The 17,167-nt window shown below is 68.4% G+C and carries 14 protein-coding genes; 4 read left to right on the top strand and 10 right to left on the bottom strand.

The features are described from left to right. Nucleotides 1-90: 90 nt before the first annotated feature. On the top strand, nt 91-2,085 hold the full coding sequence (locus ABT061_RS19305; RefSeq protein WP_350919213.1) for a cation:proton antiporter: 1,995 nt from the start codon (nt 91-93) through the stop codon (nt 2,083-2,085). A gap of 112 nt (nt 2,086-2,197) precedes the next feature. Here the strand turns inward: ABT061_RS19305 and ABT061_RS19300 are convergent, their stop codons facing one another. The 4 genes from ABT061_RS19300 to ABT061_RS19285 all read right to left on the bottom strand — a co-directional run bounded on the left by ABT061_RS19300 (nt 2,198) and on the right by ABT061_RS19285 (nt 6,891). Beyond that, nucleotides 2,198-3,661: an FHA domain-containing protein gene (locus ABT061_RS19300; protein ID WP_350919210.1), complete on the bottom strand. Its 1,464-nt coding sequence runs from the start codon at nt 3,659-3,661 to the stop codon at nt 2,198-2,200. Next, nucleotides 3,658-4,095, bottom strand: a complete 438-nt coding sequence (locus tag ABT061_RS19295) for a hypothetical protein (RefSeq protein WP_350919207.1) — start codon at nt 4,093-4,095, stop codon at nt 3,658-3,660. Before ABT061_RS19295 ends, ABT061_RS19300 begins: the two co-directional genes overlap by 4 nt. A gap of 13 nt (nt 4,096-4,108) precedes the next feature. Then, nucleotides 4,109-5,644 (bottom strand): hypothetical protein, encoded by a 1,536-nt coding sequence (locus ABT061_RS19290; protein ID WP_350919204.1) that lies wholly within the window; start codon nt 5,642-5,644, stop codon nt 4,109-4,111. 158 nt (nt 5,645-5,802) lie between these two features. After that, on the bottom strand, nt 5,803-6,891 hold the full coding sequence (locus tag ABT061_RS19285; RefSeq protein WP_350919443.1) for a site-2 protease family protein: 1,089 nt from the start codon (nt 6,889-6,891) through the stop codon (nt 5,803-5,805). Nucleotides 6,892-7,070: 179 nt separating this feature from the next. Between ABT061_RS19285 and ABT061_RS19280 the strand changes: the two genes are divergently transcribed. The 3 genes from ABT061_RS19280 to ABT061_RS19270 all read left to right on the top strand — a co-directional run bounded on the left by ABT061_RS19280 (nt 7,071) and on the right by ABT061_RS19270 (nt 10,166). Further along, entirely contained in the window at nt 7,071-7,949 is an 879-nt protein-coding gene (locus tag ABT061_RS19280; protein ID WP_350919201.1) for a RecB family exonuclease, read from the top strand. A gap of 334 nt (nt 7,950-8,283) precedes the next feature. After that, nucleotides 8,284-9,486 carry a sensor histidine kinase gene (locus ABT061_RS19275; RefSeq protein WP_350919198.1) on the top strand — a complete coding sequence of 401 codons (1,203 nt, stop codon included), beginning with the start codon at nt 8,284-8,286 and terminating at the stop codon, nt 9,484-9,486. Beyond that, nucleotides 9,486-10,166 (top strand): response regulator, encoded by a 681-nt coding sequence (locus ABT061_RS19270; protein WP_350919440.1) that lies wholly within the window; start codon nt 9,486-9,488, stop codon nt 10,164-10,166. The genes ABT061_RS19275 and ABT061_RS19270 overlap by 1 nt, the downstream gene beginning before the upstream one ends. Before the next feature lie 78 nt (nt 10,167-10,244). On the opposite strand, the gene ABT061_RS19265 is transcribed toward ABT061_RS19270, so the two are convergent. The 6 genes from ABT061_RS19265 to ABT061_RS19240 all read right to left on the bottom strand — a co-directional run bounded on the left by ABT061_RS19265 (nt 10,245) and on the right by ABT061_RS19240 (nt 17,038). Further along, the gene (locus ABT061_RS19265) at nt 10,245-11,261 is read right to left on the bottom strand and encodes an ABC transporter ATP-binding protein (RefSeq protein ID WP_350919195.1); all 1,017 of its coding nucleotides are present in this window, start codon (nt 11,259-11,261) and stop codon (nt 10,245-10,247) included. Between the two features lie 35 nt (nt 11,262-11,296). Continuing rightward, nucleotides 11,297-12,334 carry an ABC transporter ATP-binding protein gene (locus ABT061_RS19260; protein WP_350919192.1) on the bottom strand — a complete coding sequence of 346 codons (1,038 nt, stop codon included), beginning with the start codon at nt 12,332-12,334 and terminating at the stop codon, nt 11,297-11,299. After that, nucleotides 12,331-13,344 (bottom strand): ABC transporter permease, encoded by a 1,014-nt coding sequence (locus ABT061_RS19255; protein WP_350919189.1) that lies wholly within the window; start codon nt 13,342-13,344, stop codon nt 12,331-12,333. The genes ABT061_RS19260 and ABT061_RS19255 overlap by 4 nt, the downstream gene beginning before the upstream one ends. 77 nt (nt 13,345-13,421) lie before the next feature. Beyond that, a complete protein-coding gene (locus tag ABT061_RS19250) occupies nt 13,422-15,185 on the bottom strand; it encodes an ABC transporter substrate-binding protein (protein WP_350919186.1) in 1,764 nt (587 codons plus the stop codon). A gap of 45 nt (nt 15,186-15,230) precedes the next feature. Continuing rightward, nucleotides 15,231-16,232, bottom strand: coding sequence for an ABC transporter permease (locus ABT061_RS19245; protein ID WP_350919184.1), 1,002 nt, complete (start codon nt 16,230-16,232; stop codon nt 15,231-15,233). Between the two features lie 266 nt (nt 16,233-16,498). Next, nucleotides 16,499-17,038: a cellulose synthase gene (locus tag ABT061_RS19240; protein WP_350919181.1), complete on the bottom strand. Its 540-nt coding sequence runs from the start codon at nt 17,036-17,038 to the stop codon at nt 16,499-16,501. Nucleotides 17,039-17,167 lie beyond the last annotated feature (129 nt).

The following is a 17,167-nucleotide window of genomic DNA, read 5'->3' as shown; positions in this document are numbered from 1 at the left end:
TCGCGACGACACCCCACACACGGTAACGTCGCCTTCGCCATTCTCGGGGCTTTTCTTTGCATACGGAAAGCGTGCTCGCAATTGCTGCACATGGATCTGCTCCTGCTTGACCTTGTCATCGTCCTTGCGGCCGCGCGGCTTTTCGGAGCGCTGGCCAGATGGCTCGGCCAACCTCCGGTCATCGGCGAGATCGTGGCCGGCATCCTGCTGGGCCCCACCCTGCTGGGCCCCCTGATCGGTGACGAGCTGTTCGGCTCCGAGATGCGGCCCCCGTTGCAGGCCCTGGCCAACGTCGGCCTGGTGCTGTTCATGTTCGTCGTCGGCCTGGAACTGGACCAGAAGCTGGTCAGGGGCAAGGGACGGATCGCGGTGACCGTGGCGCTCGGCTCGACCGTGGTGCCGTTCGTCCTGGGCTGCGTGCTCGCGCTGGCCATCGCGGGTGAGCACGTGGGAGGCGACAAGACCCTGCCGTTCGTGCTGTTCATGGGCGCGGCGATGGCCGCCACCGCCTTCCCGGTGCTGGCGCGGGTCCTCACCGACCGGGGAATGCAGCGGATCACGCTCGGCGGCCTCGCCCTGGCCTCGGCGGCCGTCATCGACGTGCTCGCCTGGACCGTCCTGGCGGTGGTGGTGGGCATCGCGGGGGCCGGAGAGTCCGAGGGGCAGTGGAAGGTCCTGCTCGCCCTGCCGTACGCGCTGGTGATGTTCCTGGTCGTCAAGCCCCTGCTGGCCCGGCTGGTGCCCGCCTACGAGAAGGCCGGGCGGCTGACGCCCGGCCTGCTCTCCCTGGTGCTCCTCGGTCTGATCGGATCGGCCTGGGCCACCGAGTGGATGCACGTCCACTTCATCTTCGGCGCGTTCGTGTTCGGCGCGGTGATGCCCCGCGAGGGGGCGGAACGGCTCAACCACGAGATCCTGGAGCGGCTGGAACAGCTCGCCGTACTGCTGCTGTTGCCGATGTTCTTCGTGGTGGCGGGGCTCAACGTCAACCTGCGCGAACTCGACCTGTCCAGCCTCGGCACGCTCTCCGCGATCCTGGTCGTCGCGATCGGCGGCAAGCTGCTCGGCTCCTACGCCGCCGCGCGGACCCAGCGGCTGCCCAAGCGGCAGTCCTGGGCACTGGCCTCCCTGCTCAACACGCGAGGGCTCACCGAGATCGTCATCCTCACCGTCGGCCTGCAGAAGGGCGTGCTCGACGACGAGCTCTACTCGCTGATGGTGGTCATGGCCCTCGTCACGACCGCGATGACCGGCCCGCTGGTGCGCAGGATCTACCCCGACAGGCGGGTGGCCCGCGACATCGCCGAGGCCGAACGTGCCGCCCTCGGCGCGACCGCCGCCCACCGGGTGCTGGTGATCGTGCCCGATCCGCCCGCCGAGCAGGCCCCGTTGGTCGGCCTGACCACCACCCTTGCCCTGTCCAGGTCACCGTCCGAGGTGGTCCTGGGCCACCTGCGCCCCTATCCGGCGGGCCGCCTGGAGGTCGGCAGCGGCCTCTCCTCGGAGCTGGCCGAGCTGGCCGAGACCCTCCACGACCTGGAGGCGCTGGCCGGCAGCGCCCGCGAGCGCGGCTCGGAGACCAGGGTGGTGAGCCGGTTCAGCGCGGATGTGGCAGGCGAGCTGCCGGAGCTGGCCTCCGGTGCCCAAGCCGACCTGCTGGTGCTGCCCGCCGGTGTCCCCGGCTATGCCGCCGTGCGTGACGGCGCGGTCTGCCGCGTGGTGACCGTCGCGTCCTTGCCCGTGCCGGAACAGGCCGAGCCCGGCTCCGAGCCGGGGCCGGTCGCGGTACGTTACGGCTCCGGTGACGACGCGGCCGCGCACGTGGCGCTCACCCTCGCGATGCTGTGGAACCGGCCACTGATCGTCACCGGCGGGAACCGGGCCTCAGCCCTGGCCCAGCGGCTGTCCAAGCTCGGAGTCGCGGCCGGCGCGGGTGCGATCCCCGAGGGCGCGCTGGTCGTGGCCGCCGACACCGGGACCGCCCCGGAGGGCGCACACCTGCTGGTCCGCGCCGAGCAGGACCCCGACCCGGTCGACTGGGCCGAGGCCGTCTCCGCTCTGCGCGCCCCGGCCCCGCAGCTCTGATCGCACACCGACCTGGCACGCGAGCGGCACGGCGAAAGGACCCCGAGAACACACCGGGCGGTACGGCCATGGCCGTACCGCCCGGAAACCGCCAGGACGGCGAAAGGCGTTCTCAGCGGTTGCGGTGTGACTCGTAGCGCATGGTGCGCGAGACACCGATCCGCACGGTGGTGCCGGGCATGATCGTAACCGGCTCGTTCGGCGGGATGTCGTAGAAGTTGGGGTCACCGGGCGGCTGGATCTGGGTGCCGTTGACAGATCCCAGATCGACCAGGTTGACGTCCCAGCCGTCCAGCGCCACCCGCAGATGCCGGCGGGAGACCGAGCCGTCGGGGCTGGTGACCTTGGCCGGGCGCACGGAGCCGTCGGCCACCTCCGGTGCCCGCTCGGGGTCGCGGCCCACCAGATAGTCGGTGTCGAGCCGCAGCGTGAGGCCGTCGTCCAGGAGCAGGACCCCCAGCGGCGGGCGCGGCCCCTTGTAGGGAACGAGGGTGCGCTGGACCAGCGCGATACCGCAGACCGCGCAGTAGGGCACGCGAGGGTCATTGAAGTGGTCGTTCTTGCAGTCGACCCCGTAGACCAGCGGCCGCGCCTCGGGTTCGGCCCCGGAGTTCGGCGCGGGCGCCGGAGACTCGGCCCCGGACTGTGAACCGCCAGGCGTCAGCAACTCGTACTCGAACGGCTGGTCGCGGACGTCGACGGGATCCCCGCCCATCCCGCTGGCCCTGGCCGTGTCGATGTTCTCGTGACGGACCTCTTCATGGTGGACCATCGCGGGGGCCGGTCCGGTGGAGGGCATCGGCCCCTGCGGAGAGGCCGCGGGGATCGGCTCGGAGTGCCACGCCTGTGGCTGCGGCTCCATCGGCGGCGGGGCGGTGACCGGCGGATAGGGATCCGCCGGGCCCATCGGATAGGGCTCGGCCGGGCCCAGGGGGTAGGGCGCCGGCGGGGCGCCCTCCGGGAGGGCCGACCACTCGGGGGAGGTCGGCCGCTCGGGTGGCGCGGGCATCGGGGTGGGCGCGGGGGCCACGGGCTCCATCCGGGGCGCCTGGTGGGCCTGTGACGCGGCGGGCTCCATCCGCGGCATGGCCTGCGGGGCTGCCCCCGCCTCCGTCAGGTCGCACCAGACGCCGCCCGCGACGATCACTCCGGCGTCCAGCCGGGACAGCGGGTGCGCGGCCCCGGCGTCGGGCAGGCTCAGCTCCACCCGGGTCACCGGGCCGGGAACCAAACGGTCGGACCAGGTGAGCGCGTCACGTCCGGCGAGCTGGATCTCACCGGCCGCGCCGGTCACCGCCGCGAACGCCGGGCCGCTGACCAGGACGGCCACTCCCCCGCTGACCGGACCGGCGACGGCACAGGCCACCGGCTCGCCTATCACGACGGCGAGGATCTGGGCGACCCGGCGGGCCAGCGACCGGCCGTCGCCGCCCGAGGCCGCGGTCTCCCGCAGCGCCCCCAGCAGATCCTCAACGACGGCCTCGGCCGCGTCGCACACCAGCAGCAGGCCGCCCACATGGGCCACCAGCCCGTTGCCCGGAAGCGGACGCACCACCCCGAAGCCCTGGTCGGTCACAGAACTCTCCCTCCCCGGAAACGCCACCGGATGAACGGCACCCGCATGGGGCCGTTCGTCACCAGCCAGATGCATACCCAGACGACCGTGAAGTGCGTCCAGAAGGCGGCCGGCGGAACCGGATCGATAACATCGACTGCACCGGACCGTAGCAAAAAGTACAGCACAAGGCCTTCGGGCACGAGCGTCAGCAGACCGAAGAGGGTCGGCCAGTCCTTCTCCCATCTGAACTGCATCAGGAAGTGATATATCAGCTCCCAGACGATCCCCAGCACAGCTACCGCCGCGAGGACCAGGAACCCGTTGACGTAGCGCTCGGAGAGCGGCCCGGAGGAGCCGGGAAGCACCGGCACGATCAGCAGGGTGATGATCGCGCCAACGGTGGCGAGCATGAAGAGGCGCGTCTGAATACGGCCCCACAGAGTCGGAACCACGGGGGACTACTCCTTACACCGACGAGTTGAAGGCCCATTTGAACCACTGCGAGGTCGAGCGCAGCGGTCCCATCTTTTTGACGAACCCCCGTCTTGCCAGATCGTCGGCTATCTCCTGAGCCGCGATCTGCAGGCCGAGGAAGGTGTCGACCCCCGGGAAGTAGCCTCCGAGCGTGGCCGACCCCGAGGCGTAGAGGGCACCGTCGCCATTGGCCGTCCCCTTCACCTCGAAGTGGCGCTCCACCTCGAGCCTGCCCACCGGATTGCGGAACGCCCCACCGTGCTGGAGCAGGTCCGCGAAGATCCGGTGCTCGGCGATGTCGGCCTCCAGGCCGGTGCAGTCGATGATGTAGTCGGAGACCGGCTCGCGGACGATGCCGTCGCTGCTGCGCACGTAGCTGACCAGCCGCCCGTCCTGGCTGTGCTCCACACGGTCGACGGTGCCCTGCACGGGGTGGTAGTAGCCGCCCCTGCGCCCCGCGCGCATCTGCTCCTGCCAGCGTCGCCGGTAGGGGGTGTTGGTGCCGCCCATCTGCTTGTACTTCTTCGCCCGGTCGCTGCCCTCGAGCTTGCGCATCTGCGCCTTGAGCTGGCCGCCCCACACCGACTTGGGGTAGTTGAAGCCCTGGTAGGCCCAGCCGTCCCCGCCCTTGCGGCGTGACCAGATGTGCGGGCCGTGGGAGCCGCTGACGAACGTGCGGAAGATGTGGATGATCTGGGTCTGCAGGCCGTACCGCTCCCGGTCGTCGAACAGCCGCTGGAGCACCCGGGAGGCGACGATGCCACCGCCGCGAATGACCACGGTGCCCGGCCTGGTCTTCAGGAACTCGTAGACCTGCTCATGCGGCTCGTAGGCGTTGACGACGTGCTGGTAGTCACCGTGCTTGGTCCGGAACTCCTGCAGGTCGGGCAGGAACTTCAGGCCCGGGTAGCCGATCGCGATGTGCACGAAGCGCGAGCGGAAGATGATGCGCTTGGTCGCCGCCGCGCCGTCCGGCGGGGTGACCACCGTGAAGTAGCCGCCGCCGGCCCGGCGGCGGACCATCCGCACCTGTCCCTTGACCAGCATGTCCCAGTAGTTGATGCGTTTGGCCTCGCGCTCCAGGTTCTCGAAGACCGTGCCCGCGCGCGGGGTCCAGTAGTCGTTCAGGAGCGGTTCGGTGAGGATCTGCCACAGGTACGACGGTTTCTTCTCCTTCCACGCCTCTTCCAGGGCGTAGGAGGGGAACCCCCACAGGTTGTCCGGGCGAGAGGAGGAGTCGGAGCGGATCCGCTCCCCACGGGGGATCTGCGAGCACCTGGTGAGGAACTCGTAGGTCTGCCATGGGTGATCGATATTGGAGACCACCCGCATCTGCGAGGTGGGGACGCCGTAGATCCTCAGATAGTCGAGCGTCACGAAGGAGCCCATGCCGCCACCGACCGTGAGGAACGGGATGTCGTACATGGGTATGCCCGCGGCGGCGACCATCTGGTCGGTCCATTCGGGCGCGCCGAGGAGATCCGGCGTCAGATCGCCGGCCGGAGCCGGCGTGTGGGGGGGTGCCAATTGACGTCCCTTAAGCTACATGGCCAGCCAGTTCACTAGCCAAAACCCTAGTCCTGGTACGAGCCGAAAACGAGTAGGACAAACAGGGATGATTTTCTCTGATCGTCCTGTCTTCGGCGAGTATTCAGTGAGACGCCTGCAAGTGACATGTAGTTCGCTTAAACTCCGCTGAACACTCGATTCACGTCAGACGTCGCGAGCACACCGAAGATCTCGCCACCACGCTCCACCAGGAGATACTCACCCGCCGGGGATTCACGCATGGCGTCGATCAACGGCTCCCCCTCCAGGTCGGCGGCCAGCACCAGTGACGGTTCGAGGCTGCGCGAGAGCGAACCCGTCGTCACCCAGGGACGGCGGCTCTCCGGAGTGGCCTCCACCGCGACCTCGTTGACGATGCCCGTGGGGTGGCCCTCATGGTCGACGACCACCATCGCCCCCGCCTGCGCCTCCGCCGCCCGGCGCAGGGCCTCGGCCAGCGGCACGTCACCGGTGACCGCGATGGCCCTCCTGGCCAGGGCACGGGCGTTGACCTTGGGGATGCGGGCGCGCACCCGGGCACCGCGCAGCGCCTGGGTGGCACCGAACCAGATGAAGGCGGCCAGCAGCACCGACCAGGCGAACGTCATGTCCGGCGCCGACCTGGTCGCCAGCGCCAGCCCGATGGGGATCGCGACCAGGGCCACGGCCAGCCCCCGGCCCGCCCAGGCCGCGGCGATCGTGCCCGTACCGGGCTTGCGGGTGATCTTCCAGACGCCCGCGCGGAGCATGCGCCCCCCGTCGAGCGGCAACCCCGGCAGCATGTTGAAGACACCGACGATCAGGTTGGCGAACCAGAGCTGGAAGACCAGGACGCCGGGGATCGTTCCGGGGTCGATGACCCGGGAGGCGGCGAAACCGAGCCCGGCCAGGCCGAGCGAGAGCAGGGGGCCCGCGAAGGCCACCATGAACTCCCGGCCGGGCGTCTCCGGCTCGCGTTCGATCTCCGAGACGCCGCCGAGCAGGTAGAGCGTGATGCGCCGGACCGGCAGGCCGTACATCCTGGCGACCACGCAGTGCGCCAGCTCGTGCAGGAGCACCGAGACGTACAGCAGCACCGCGAAGACGAACGCGACGACGTACGTGATCGGGATGCTCAGTTCGGGCAGCCAGTAGGCCACCACGCCCTGGAACGAGTAGGTGATGAACGCCGCCACGATGAGCCAGGTCGGCGAGACGTAGACCGGAATGCCGAACGGCCGGCCCATCCGCAGCCCTGAACTGTCCCGGCGTGGGCTGTCGCTGCTCACCGCTGGCTCACCACTCCTCGTTCAACCTGTGTTCAATCCGCCCTCAAGCCTCGATGGTACGCGCCACCGGACCCCCGGCAGACGCCACGAGGGCACCTCGGGCGCAAACTGTCGTCACTGTGACCTACAGTGCGGTCATGTCGCTGACCGAGCCCACGATCATCGGAGCCCTGTCGCCGTCGCGGGCGGGTGACTTCATGACGTGCCCGCTGCTCTACCGTTTCCGGGTGATCGACAGGCTCCCCGAGCCTCCGTCGCCGGCCGCCGTGCGCGGCACGATGGTCCACTCCGTGCTGGAACGGCTGTACGACCTGCCCGCCCCCGATCGCACGGTCGCCGCGGCCCAGGACCTGTTGGAGCCGCAGTGGCACCGGCTGCAGCAGGAGGATCCTTCGTATGCCGGCATGTTCACCGGTGACGACGACCGTGCCGAGTGGCTGGCCCAGGCCCGCGTCATGCTGGAAAGTTACTTCACCCTTGAGGACCCCACCTGCCTGGAGCCCGCCGAGCGGGAGCTCTACGTGGAGGCGGTGCTCGGCAGCGGCCTGATGCTGCGAGGCTACATCGACAGGCTGGACGTGGCGCCCAGCGGCGAGGTCCGCGTCGTCGACTACAAGACCGGCAGCGCCCCGGGGCCCGCCTTCGAGGCCAAGGCGCTGTTCCAGATGAAATTCTACGCGCTGGTGCTGTGGCGGCTGCGCGGCTCGGTGCCCCGCCTGCTCCAGCTGATGTATCTGGGAGGTGGCGGCGAGGTCCTGCGCTACGCACCCGACGAGGCCGACCTGCTGGCCACCGAGAGGAAGGTCCAGGCCCTGTGGCAGGCCATCGAGCGGGCGCTGGAGACGGGTGAGTGGCGGGCCAGGCCCAGCAGACTGTGCGGCTGGTGCAGCTACAAGGACCTGTGCCCGGAGTTCGGCGGCACTCCCCCGCCGGTGCCCGAGCGCCAGCCAGGCGACACCGTCCGCAGCAACCGCCGTCCTGCCAAGACCTCAAGGGCCGCCACCGACGAGCTGTAGCGGCTGTGTCGATCGCGACACTGCGCGTCGCGGTTCGGCCGCTTGGACCCGCCTAACGTCACAAGAGGCGCCGTTGACCCGCCCCAGGAAGCATCCCTGGGATGTGCCCGTGATCTGACCTTTGGGAACTTCCGTGAGGCCGCGCCGGGGACTGGACTGAGGAGAGCGGGGGCGTGAGGAACGAACGGCCCCGTTCGACGAGGGAAGGAGCCGGACAAGAGCGGCCTCACCGCGACGCGCCAGCGTCGCAATTGAACACTGTCCTACGTGGGGATGAGGGTGATATCCGCCTGTGGCAGGGTGGCTGGGCAGGAAGGGCACCTAAGTTGGTTGTGTGCGCAACACCATCGGTAGCCTGCGGGCCTGGTTCCGCGGGCATCCGCTGATCCCTGATCTGCTCCTCGGGGGGGCGCTGGCGGCCGCCTCGGTTCCCTTCGCCCACGTCGCCCAGGTTTTCGGCGATCCGGCCGGTCTCGGGGAGCCGGACGCGATGAGCCTCGGCCTGATCGTGACCGGCTGCCTGTCGGTGGCGCTGCGCCGCCACTGGCCTTTCCTGCTGCTCTGCCTGGTCTGCCTGATCGAGATCACGCTGGCCGCGGCGGGACGGAACCCCTCCCTGCTCTGGCTCGCCGCCCTGGTGCTGGTCTACACGATCGCCGTCCGGCGCGGCCTGGCGGTCAGCCTGTGCGCTCCCGCGCTGGCCCTGGCCGGCCACTTCCTGTCTGCGGCGGCCGGTGGCGGGCTTGGCGAGTGGAGCACCCACCTGCTGATGGTCGTCTTCACCGTCTCCCTGTGGATCGCCGGCCGGAACGTGCGGCTGCGCCGGGCCTACCAGGCGGAGCTGCACGACCGGGCACGGCGCATGGAGCACATCCGGGAGGCCGACACCCGGGCGGCCAGGGCCGAGGAGCGCTCCCGCATCGCCCGTGAGCTGCACGACGTGGTGGCCCATCACGTGAGCGTGATGACCGTCCAGGCCGCCGCGGCACGCCGGGTGCTGGCCGGAAACCCCGAAGGTGCCCGGGAGGCCCTGTCGGCGATCGAGGAGCTTGGCCGGACCGCGATGTCGGAGATGCGCAGCCTCGTGGGCGTGCTCAGAACCGACGCGGCGCCCGCCGAGCGCAATCCGCAGCCGGGGATGCGTGAGATTCCCGCCCTGGTCGACCAGATGCGCGAGGCGGGGCTGCGGACACAGCTGTGGATCGAGGACGAGCGCGGGGCCGCGGAGGCGCTGCCGCCCGGGGTCGACCTGGCCGCGTACAGGCTGGTGCAGGAGGCCCTGACCAACAGCCTGCGGCACGCGGGGCCGCAGGCACGAGCCTGGGTGACGGTGCGGCACGAGTCAGGCGAGCTGGCCGTGCGGGTCACCGACGACGGCCTCGGCCAGAAAGCGGGCGAAACGAGCGCGGGGGCGACCGGTCACGGACTGGTGGGCATCCGCGAACGCGTTGCCCTCTATGGTGGACTTCTGAGGATCGGCCCACGTCCCGAGGGCGGATTCGAGGTTGATGCCCGGTTCCCCCTCAAGGACACATGATGACGATCAGAGTGCTGCTGGTGGACGACCAGCCACTCCTGCGCACTGGTTTCCGCCTGATCCTCGAGGCCGAACCCGACCTCACCGTGGTCGGTGAGGCGGGGGACGGCAAGGCCGCGCAGGACCAGTCGCGGGCACTGCTGCCCGACGTGGTGTTGATGGACATCCGGATGCCGGGCGTGGACGGCATCGAGGCGACCCGCCGGATCGTACGGGAGGCCGCCGGAGGTGCGCACGTGCCCCGGGTGCTGGTGCTGACGACCTTCGACCTGGACGAGTACATCGTGGAGGCGCTGCGCGCCGGAGCCAGCGGCTTCCTGCTGAAGGACGTCCCGCCGGAGGAACTGGTCCAGGCCATCCGGGTGGTGGCGGCCGGCGACGCCATCGTCGCGCCGAGCATCACCAGGCGGCTGCTGGACAAGTTCGGCGCACACCTGCCGACCCACCGGCAGTCCACCCCCACTCGCCTGGAGCGGCTGACCGAGCGTGAGCTGGAGGTGCTCAAGCTGATCGCCAAGGGCATGTCCAACGCGGAGATCGCCGCCGAGCTGGTGGTGAGCGAGACGACGGTCAAGACCCACGTCGGCAACGTGCTCACCAAGCTGAGCCTGCGCGACCGCGTCCAGGCCGTCGTCCTCGCCTACGAGACCGGTCTGATCACCCCCGGCTCGCCTCCCTGACCCGGCACCCGGCGCGAACGGGCGCGCCCGCGCACCGGCCGTCACCACGGCGAGTGCGCGGGCCTGGGCCGGGATCGGTCAGTCCGAGACGGCCTGCAGGGGCGGCTGCTCCTTGGGGGCGTTCTCCGGGAAGTGACAGGCCACCTGGTGGCCCGCCGCCAGCTCTGCCAGCGGCGGTTCCACGGTCTTGCAGATCTCCTGGGCCTTCCAGCACCGGGTGTGGAAGCGACAGGCCGGCGGGGGGTTGAGCGGGCTGGGCACGTCGCCCTGGAGGCGGATGCGCTCGCGCCCCTCACGCCGCTTGACGTCCGGGATGGGGACCGCGGACATCAGCGCGGTGGTGTAGGGGTGCATGGGCGACTCGTACAGGCTCTTACGGTCCGCCAGCTCGACGATCTTGCCGAGATACATGACCGCGACCCGGTCGCTGATGTGCCGGACCACCGACAGGTCGTGCGCGATGACCACGTAGGTCAGGTCGAGCTCGTTCTGCAGGTCTTCCAGAAGATTGACGACCTGGGCCTGGATCGACACGTCCAGCGCGGACACCGGCTCGTCGGCGACGATGAGCTTGGGCTTGAGCGCGAGCGTGCGGGCGATGCCGATGCGCTGGCGCTGGCCACCGGAGAACTCGTGCGGGTAACGGTTGTAGTGCTCGGGGTTGAGACCGACCAGGGCGAGGATGTCCTGGACTTCCTTCTTGATCCCCTGTTCGGTCTTGATCCCCTGGATACGGAACGGCGCACCGACGATGGCGCCGACCGTGTGGCGGGGGTTGAGCGAGGAGTAGGGGTCCTGGAAGATGATCTGCATGTCGCGCCGGAGTGGCCTGATCTTGGACTGCGACATGTGAGTGATGTCGTGGCCCTCGAAGACGACCTTCCCGCCGGTCGGCTCGATGAGCCTGGTGATCATGCGACCCGTCGTGGTCTTGCCACAGCCGGACTCGCCCACCAGGCCGAGGGTCTCCCCCTTGAGGACGTCGAAGCTGATCCCGTCGACCGCTTTGACCGCACCGACCTGGCGTTTGAGCAGGCCCTTGGTGACTGGGAAGTGCTTCTCCAGCCCTTGCACTGACAGAATTGGCTCGGTCACAGACTTTCCGTTCGTCGAACGCGCGTCTCGCTCGCTCACGAGGACTCCAGGTTCACTTTGATCTCGTTCTCCCAGATGTCCCGCCTGACCTCGTAGGGCAGGTGGCACCGGACCAGATGGCCACCGTCGCTCTCGAGCAGCTCGGGCACCTCGGTGTTCGACTTCCCTCCGGTGCGGTCGGCATAGGCGCAGCGCGGGTGGAAGGCGCACCCGGTGGGCACGTTGATCAGCGAGGGGGGAGTGCCCTTGATCGGCATCAGCCGCTCGGTCCGCTCCCGGTCCAGACGTGGCATCGATCCCAGCAGGCCCCACGTGTAGGGATGTTCGGGCCGCTCGAAGATGTCCTCCGCCGTGCCGTACTCGATGCCCTTCCCGCCGTACATCACCAGGATGTCGTCCGACAGCTCCGCGACGACACCCAGGTCGTGGGTGATGACGATCAGCGCGGCATTGAAGTCACGCTGCAGGTCGCGCATCAGGTCCAGGATCTGTGCCTGGACCGTCACGTCGAGAGCCGTGGTCGGCTCGTCCGCGATCAGCAGTTCCGGGTCGCAGGAGAGCGCCATGGCGATCATCGCGCGCTGGCGCATGCCGCCGGAGAACTCGTGCGGATAGCTGTCGACGCGCTTTTCCGGCTGCGGGATGCCCACCCGGCCCAGCATGTCGATGGCGTGCTTGCGCGCGACCTTCTTGCTGACCTGGTGGTGGATCCGGTAGGCCTCCACGATCTGCGCGCCCACCGTGTAGAAGGGGTGCATCGCCGAGAGCGGATCCTGGAAGATCATCGCCATCTTCTTGCCGCGCAACGTCCGGACGTGGTCGGCGGAGGCGGTGACGAGTTCCTCGCCGTCCAGCCAGATCTCACCGGAGATCTTCGCCCGGCCGCCCTTGTGCAGGCCGAGGATGCCCAGCGAGGTGACGCTCTTGCCGGATCCGGACTCGCCCACGATGCCGAGCGTCTTGCCGCGCTCCAGCTGGAAGGAGAGCCCGTCGACGGACTTGACCAGGCCGTCGTCCGTCGGAAAGTGGATCCGCAGGTCCCTCAGTTCGAGAAAGCTCGACGGAGCGCTCATCCCAGCCTCACCCTCGGGTCGACCACCGCGTACAGCAGGTCGACGATCAGACTGGCCAGCACGACGAAGAGCGCCGCGACCATGGTGACACCCATGATCTTCGGAAGGTCGTTCGTCACGATGGCCTGGACGGCGTAGTCACCGATGCCCTTCAGCGAGAACGTGCTCTCGGTGAGCACCGCGCCGCCGAGCAGCAGGCCGAGGTCCAGACCGAAGATCGTCAGGATGGGGGTCAGCGCGGCGCGCAGGCCGTGCTTGACGACCACCCTGGACTCCTGCATGCCCTTGGCCCTGGCCGTGCGGATGTAGTCCTCGCTCATGGTCTCCAGCATTCCCGCCCTGGTCAGACGCGCATAGGACGCGGCGTAGAGGAATGCGAGGGTGATCCATGGCAGGAGGAGGTTGTAGGCCCATTCCGCTGGATTCTCCAGGAACGGCGTGAAGCTGCCGCCCGGCGCGGTGATACCTAACCCGTAGCTGAAGACGACGAGGGAGACGATGCCGGTGAAGAAGACCGGCAGGGAGACCCCGGCGAGCGCGATGCTCATCGCCGCCCGGTCGAAGACCGTGCCTTTTCGCAGCGCGGACAGCACGCCTGTCGCGACGCCGCAGAGCAACCAGATGACCGACGCGCCCAGGGCGAGCGAGAGGGTCACCGGGATGCGATCCACCAGGTCGGGCCAGACCGGCTGCCTCTTGATGAAGGAGTAACCGAAACAGGGAGCGGGGCACTCCTCGATGGCGGCGCCGGTGTCGAACTCCGAGCCGACGAAGACACCTGAGATCCAGCGGCCGTACTGCACGGGAATCGGATCGTTGAACCCGAGTTTTTCCGCCGTGACCGCGATCATCTCCGCGTCGGCGGATCTGCCCATGTAACGGCTGGCGAAGTCCTCAGCCGTGGCGCCCGCGATACGGGGAACCACGAAGAAGATCGAGAACGTGACCATGCTCACGATGACGAGCATGAGCACCGCGCCGATCAGGCGCCGGATGATGTAAGTGACCACAGTCCCCCCGGCTCCAGGGGCCGGCCTTGTGGGCCGGCCCCTTCAAGCCTCGACTAACTGAACAGGATTTCCGACGGTTACTGGACGCCCAGGTTCAGGTAGTCGTACATGTCGAACGCGCCGGTGACGAAGACGTTCGTCGCACCCAGGGGGCGGACGAGGACACCCTTGGACCAGACCGAGGGCAGCACGTAGGCCTGCTCCATGACCCTCTGGTCGATCTCGCCCCAGAGCGCGTCACGCTTGGCGACATCGGTCTCCGTGAAGATCTGGTCGATCTTCGCGTCGATTTCCTTGTCCTTGATGCTGATGTTGTAGTTACCACCCGACTCACGGATGGTACGGCTGTCGACGATCTGCGACATGAAGCCGAAGCCGTCGTTCCAGTCGGCGCCCCAGCCGTTGGTGGCCAGGCCGATGCCGTTCTTCTTCACGAAGTCCGGCTTGCCGGCGTAGAGCGCGAAGTAGTCACCGGTGGGGTAGCCCTTGAGCTCCAGCTTGATGCCGACCTTGGCCAGCGCCTGCTGGAGCGACTCGGCGGTCGCCTTCTCCTTGGGACGGTCGGCGCGGTAGGCCATGATGGTCTCGAAGCCGTCAGGCTTGCCACAGGCGGCGAGCGCGGCCTTGGCCTTCTCCACGTCGCCGGTGCCGGTCGGGTAGAGGTCCAGCTTCTTCCAGCCGCCGATCGACGGCGGCATCAGGCCGGTCGCGATGTCACCGCCGGCGAACTCGCCGCCGTAGGCGTTCTGCAGACCCACCCGGTCGGCGCCGTAGATGATCGCCTTGCGGCACTCCACGTTGTCCAGCGGGGCCACGTCGGAGACGATCGAGGTGTACCAGGTGCGGGCGCCGGTGGGGTTGTCCGCCCGGGCCTTCAGCGCCGGGTCGCTCAGCACGCGACCGAGCGCGGCGGGCTGGACGCCCGAGCCGGCGAGGTCGATGTGCAGGTCGCCGGAGAGGACCCGGTTGTCCAGGTCGTCGGCGTTGACGCCGAGGGAGATCTCGTAGCTGTCCGGCAGCGCCTTGCGGATCGGGTCGGTCGCCGGGTCCCAGTTCTCGTTGCGGACCAGGGTGTACTGCTTGCCGGCCTCGACCTTGTCGAACTTGTAGGGACCGGAGGCGACCGGGTGCTCGCGGTACTTGACACCGGTGTCCTTGTCCTTGGGAACCGGGATCGTGCCGGGCAGGGCCGCGAAGTTGTCGAAGCCGCCGTAGGCCTTCTTCAGGTGGAAGACGATCGTCTGGTCGTCCGGCGTCTCGATCGCGGAGTCGGTGTTGACGTCCGGGGTCTTGTAGACGCTCTTGAAGTCCTTCGGCAGGTCCAGCCAGTCGTTGAAGTACGTCGGGCCGTTGACCAGCGTCTCCTTGTCCATGGAGCGCAGGACCGCGTACTTGACGTCCTTGGACGTGATCGGCGTGCCGTCCTCGAACTTCAGACCGGCGCGGAGCTTGTAGGTCCAGGTCTTGCCGCCGTCACTCGACTCGCCCAGGCTCTCGGCCAGGTCGGGGGAGAGCTTGCGGCCCTCGGCACCGGGAGCCGGGGTGTAGGTCACCAGCGAACGACCGTAGATCCGGACAAGGTTCCAGGAGAGCGCGTAGTAGGTGTCACCGGGGTCAATCGAGTCCCAGTCCTCGGAGATCGCCATCTTCAGGACGCCCCCCTTCTTGTCAGAAGGGTTGAACACCGCCTCGAGTCCGGCGTTGAACGCGTCCGCGGCCGCCGGCGCGGCCGACGAACCATCGGCCGGCTTCGTCTCGCTGCCGCCGCCGCCACAGGCGGAGAGCCCCAGGGAGAGAGCGGCACCCGCGGCCGCGAAGGCCAGTGCGGATCTCTTGTTCATTTACTTGCACCCCTTGTTAATTCCAGGAGAACGGGAGGTTGAGGGTCAGCGGGACGATTTCGGGTCGAGGGCATCGCGCAGCCCGTCGCCGAAGAGGTTGAAGGCCAGCACCGTGATGAAAATCGCCATACCGGGGAAGAACATGAAATGCGGCACGTTGTAGAACTTCACCGCCTGCGAGATCATGCCTCCCCAGGTCGCCGTGGGCGCCTGGATACCGACTCCCAGGAACGAGAGCGCCGCCTCGAACATGACATTCGTCGGAATGAGCAACGTCGCGTAGATAAGAATCGGCGCGATCAGATTCGGCAGGATCTCACGGAACAGGATGTACGGTCCGCGGGCGCCCAGGCTACGGGCGGCGTCGACGAATTCGCGTTCCCGCAGTGACAGTGTCTGGCCTCGGATGATCCTGCCGATGTACGGCCAGTTGAAGAAACCGATCACGAAGATCATCAGGCCGATGCGCAGCGTGTCGCCCTTCACCCCGAGGCTCTGCTCGAACTGGCCGAGGACACCGACCAGGGCCATCGCGAAGACAAGGAGGGGGAAGGCCAGGAAGACGTCCATCGTGCGGCTGATCAGGGTGTCGGCCCAGCCACCGAAGTAACCGGCCATCACGCCCATGACGGTGCCGATGACCACCGAGAGCAGGGTGGCGAGGACCGCGATCAGCAGCGAGATCCGCGCTCCGTAGATAACCCTGCTGAAAAGGTCACGACCGTTGACCGGTTCCACCCCGAACAGGAACTCCCCGCTGATGCCCGTGCCGCCCTTGGGCGTCATGGTGGAGGTGTCGATCATCTCCTGGTGGAACTCGTTCGGCGGGTGGCCGAGCAGGCCCACGATCAGCGGAGCGAAGATCGCAATGACGATCAGCAGAACGACCACGCCGGCACCGACGAGCGCGACCTTGTCGCGTTTCAGATGCATCCATGCGATCTGCCCGAGCGAGCGGCCTTGGACGGCCTTCACGCCCGCTCCCGCGAGCACTGCCTCCGGTGAGACCTCGGTGGTCTTACCGGGGGCATCGAGCGGTGCGGTCATACAGTTGGCCCCCTGGATCCCAGACGACGTTGTCCGTCGACGCGTTTCCCGGGTCGGGTAGCGCGCCGTAAGTCTACGGGCCAGTAGTTCGTGGCCCCGTGCGCAGAATCTATGGGCTGAACTGCGCTGACCAGTCCTCTGGGGCGCTATGTGGCTTAACTGTGATTCACGTGAAATTCATTCGTTCTGATCTTGGAGCTAATGTCCGGAAGCCGTTCCGCTTCTGTCTTGGATTCGTGACATGGGAATGAGCCGATTACTCAGCGTCACCCGATCCCGCGACGCTTGAGGATGTCCTCGATATCGGAGAAGTCGTCGTCGGCGGCCGGCTTCGCGGCGGGCCCGGAGGCGGGCGCGGGCGCGGCCTTGTGCTTGGGCAACGGCTGCGTGGCGGCCGTCGCGGCCCCGCCCCGTCCGCCGGGGCCCGCCGCTGCCACGGCGGGCGCAGAGGGCGCGGAGGACACCGGGGGCGCTGAGGACGCAGAGGACGCCGCGGCCCTGAGGCGGCGGCCACGCAGGAACCCGGAGACCAGGAAGAGCACCACGGCGAGTCCGGTCACCGCCACCCCGGACCACACCACGGGGTTGAACACCAGACCTGTGAGGAAACCGATGATCGCCGTGCCGATCTGCCACAGGGTGGGAAGCGCGCCGGTCAGAAAGGCGGCGACGGGTAGCAGTGACCAGGCCGCGGCGCGTAACCCCGCCGCGACGCCACGGCGCCGCATCAGCAGGAAACTCAGTACCAGCCCCACACCGGTGACCCCGGCGCAGAGCGGCAACCACGCGATCTGATTGAACGACACAGCGGACCGCCCCTCATGTTGACCTATCCGACATCCATCCTGGCACGTCGGATCGGGACGGGCCCTCCTTCTCAAGGAGGGATCATCCCCTAGGGGGTGCGGCCAGGATCGCATGAAAGATCAGGGAGG

The organism is Streptosporangium sp. NPDC002544 (assembly GCF_040295965.1).
Lineage (GTDB): Bacteria > Actinomycetota > Actinomycetes > Streptosporangiales > Streptosporangiaceae > Streptosporangium.
This window is presented reverse-complemented; position numbering and strand designations above follow the sequence as displayed.

Excerpts from the sequence above, each read along its gene's own strand:
- ABT061_RS19305 (WP_350919213.1), top strand. The coding sequence starts at position 91 with ATGGATCTGCTCCTGCTTGACCTTGTCATCGTCCTTGCGGCCGCGCGG.
- ABT061_RS19285 (WP_350919443.1), bottom strand. The coding sequence starts at position 6,891 with ATGGGCCGGCCGTTCGGCATTCCGGTCTACGTCTCGCCGACCTGGCTC.
- ABT061_RS19280 (WP_350919201.1), top strand. The coding sequence starts at position 7,071 with ATGTCGCTGACCGAGCCCACGATCATCGGAGCCCTGTCGCCGTCGCGG.
- ABT061_RS19270 (WP_350919440.1), top strand. The coding sequence starts at position 9,486 with ATGACGATCAGAGTGCTGCTGGTGGACGACCAGCCACTCCTGCGCACT.
- ABT061_RS19260 (WP_350919192.1), bottom strand. The coding sequence starts at position 12,334 with ATGAGCGCTCCGTCGAGCTTTCTCGAACTGAGGGACCTGCGGATCCAC.
- ABT061_RS19250 (WP_350919186.1), bottom strand. The coding sequence starts at position 15,185 with ATGAACAAGAGATCCGCACTGGCCTTCGCGGCCGCGGGTGCCGCTCTC.
- ABT061_RS19245 (WP_350919184.1), bottom strand. The coding sequence starts at position 16,232 with ATGACCGCACCGCTCGATGCCCCCGGTAAGACCACCGAGGTCTCACCG.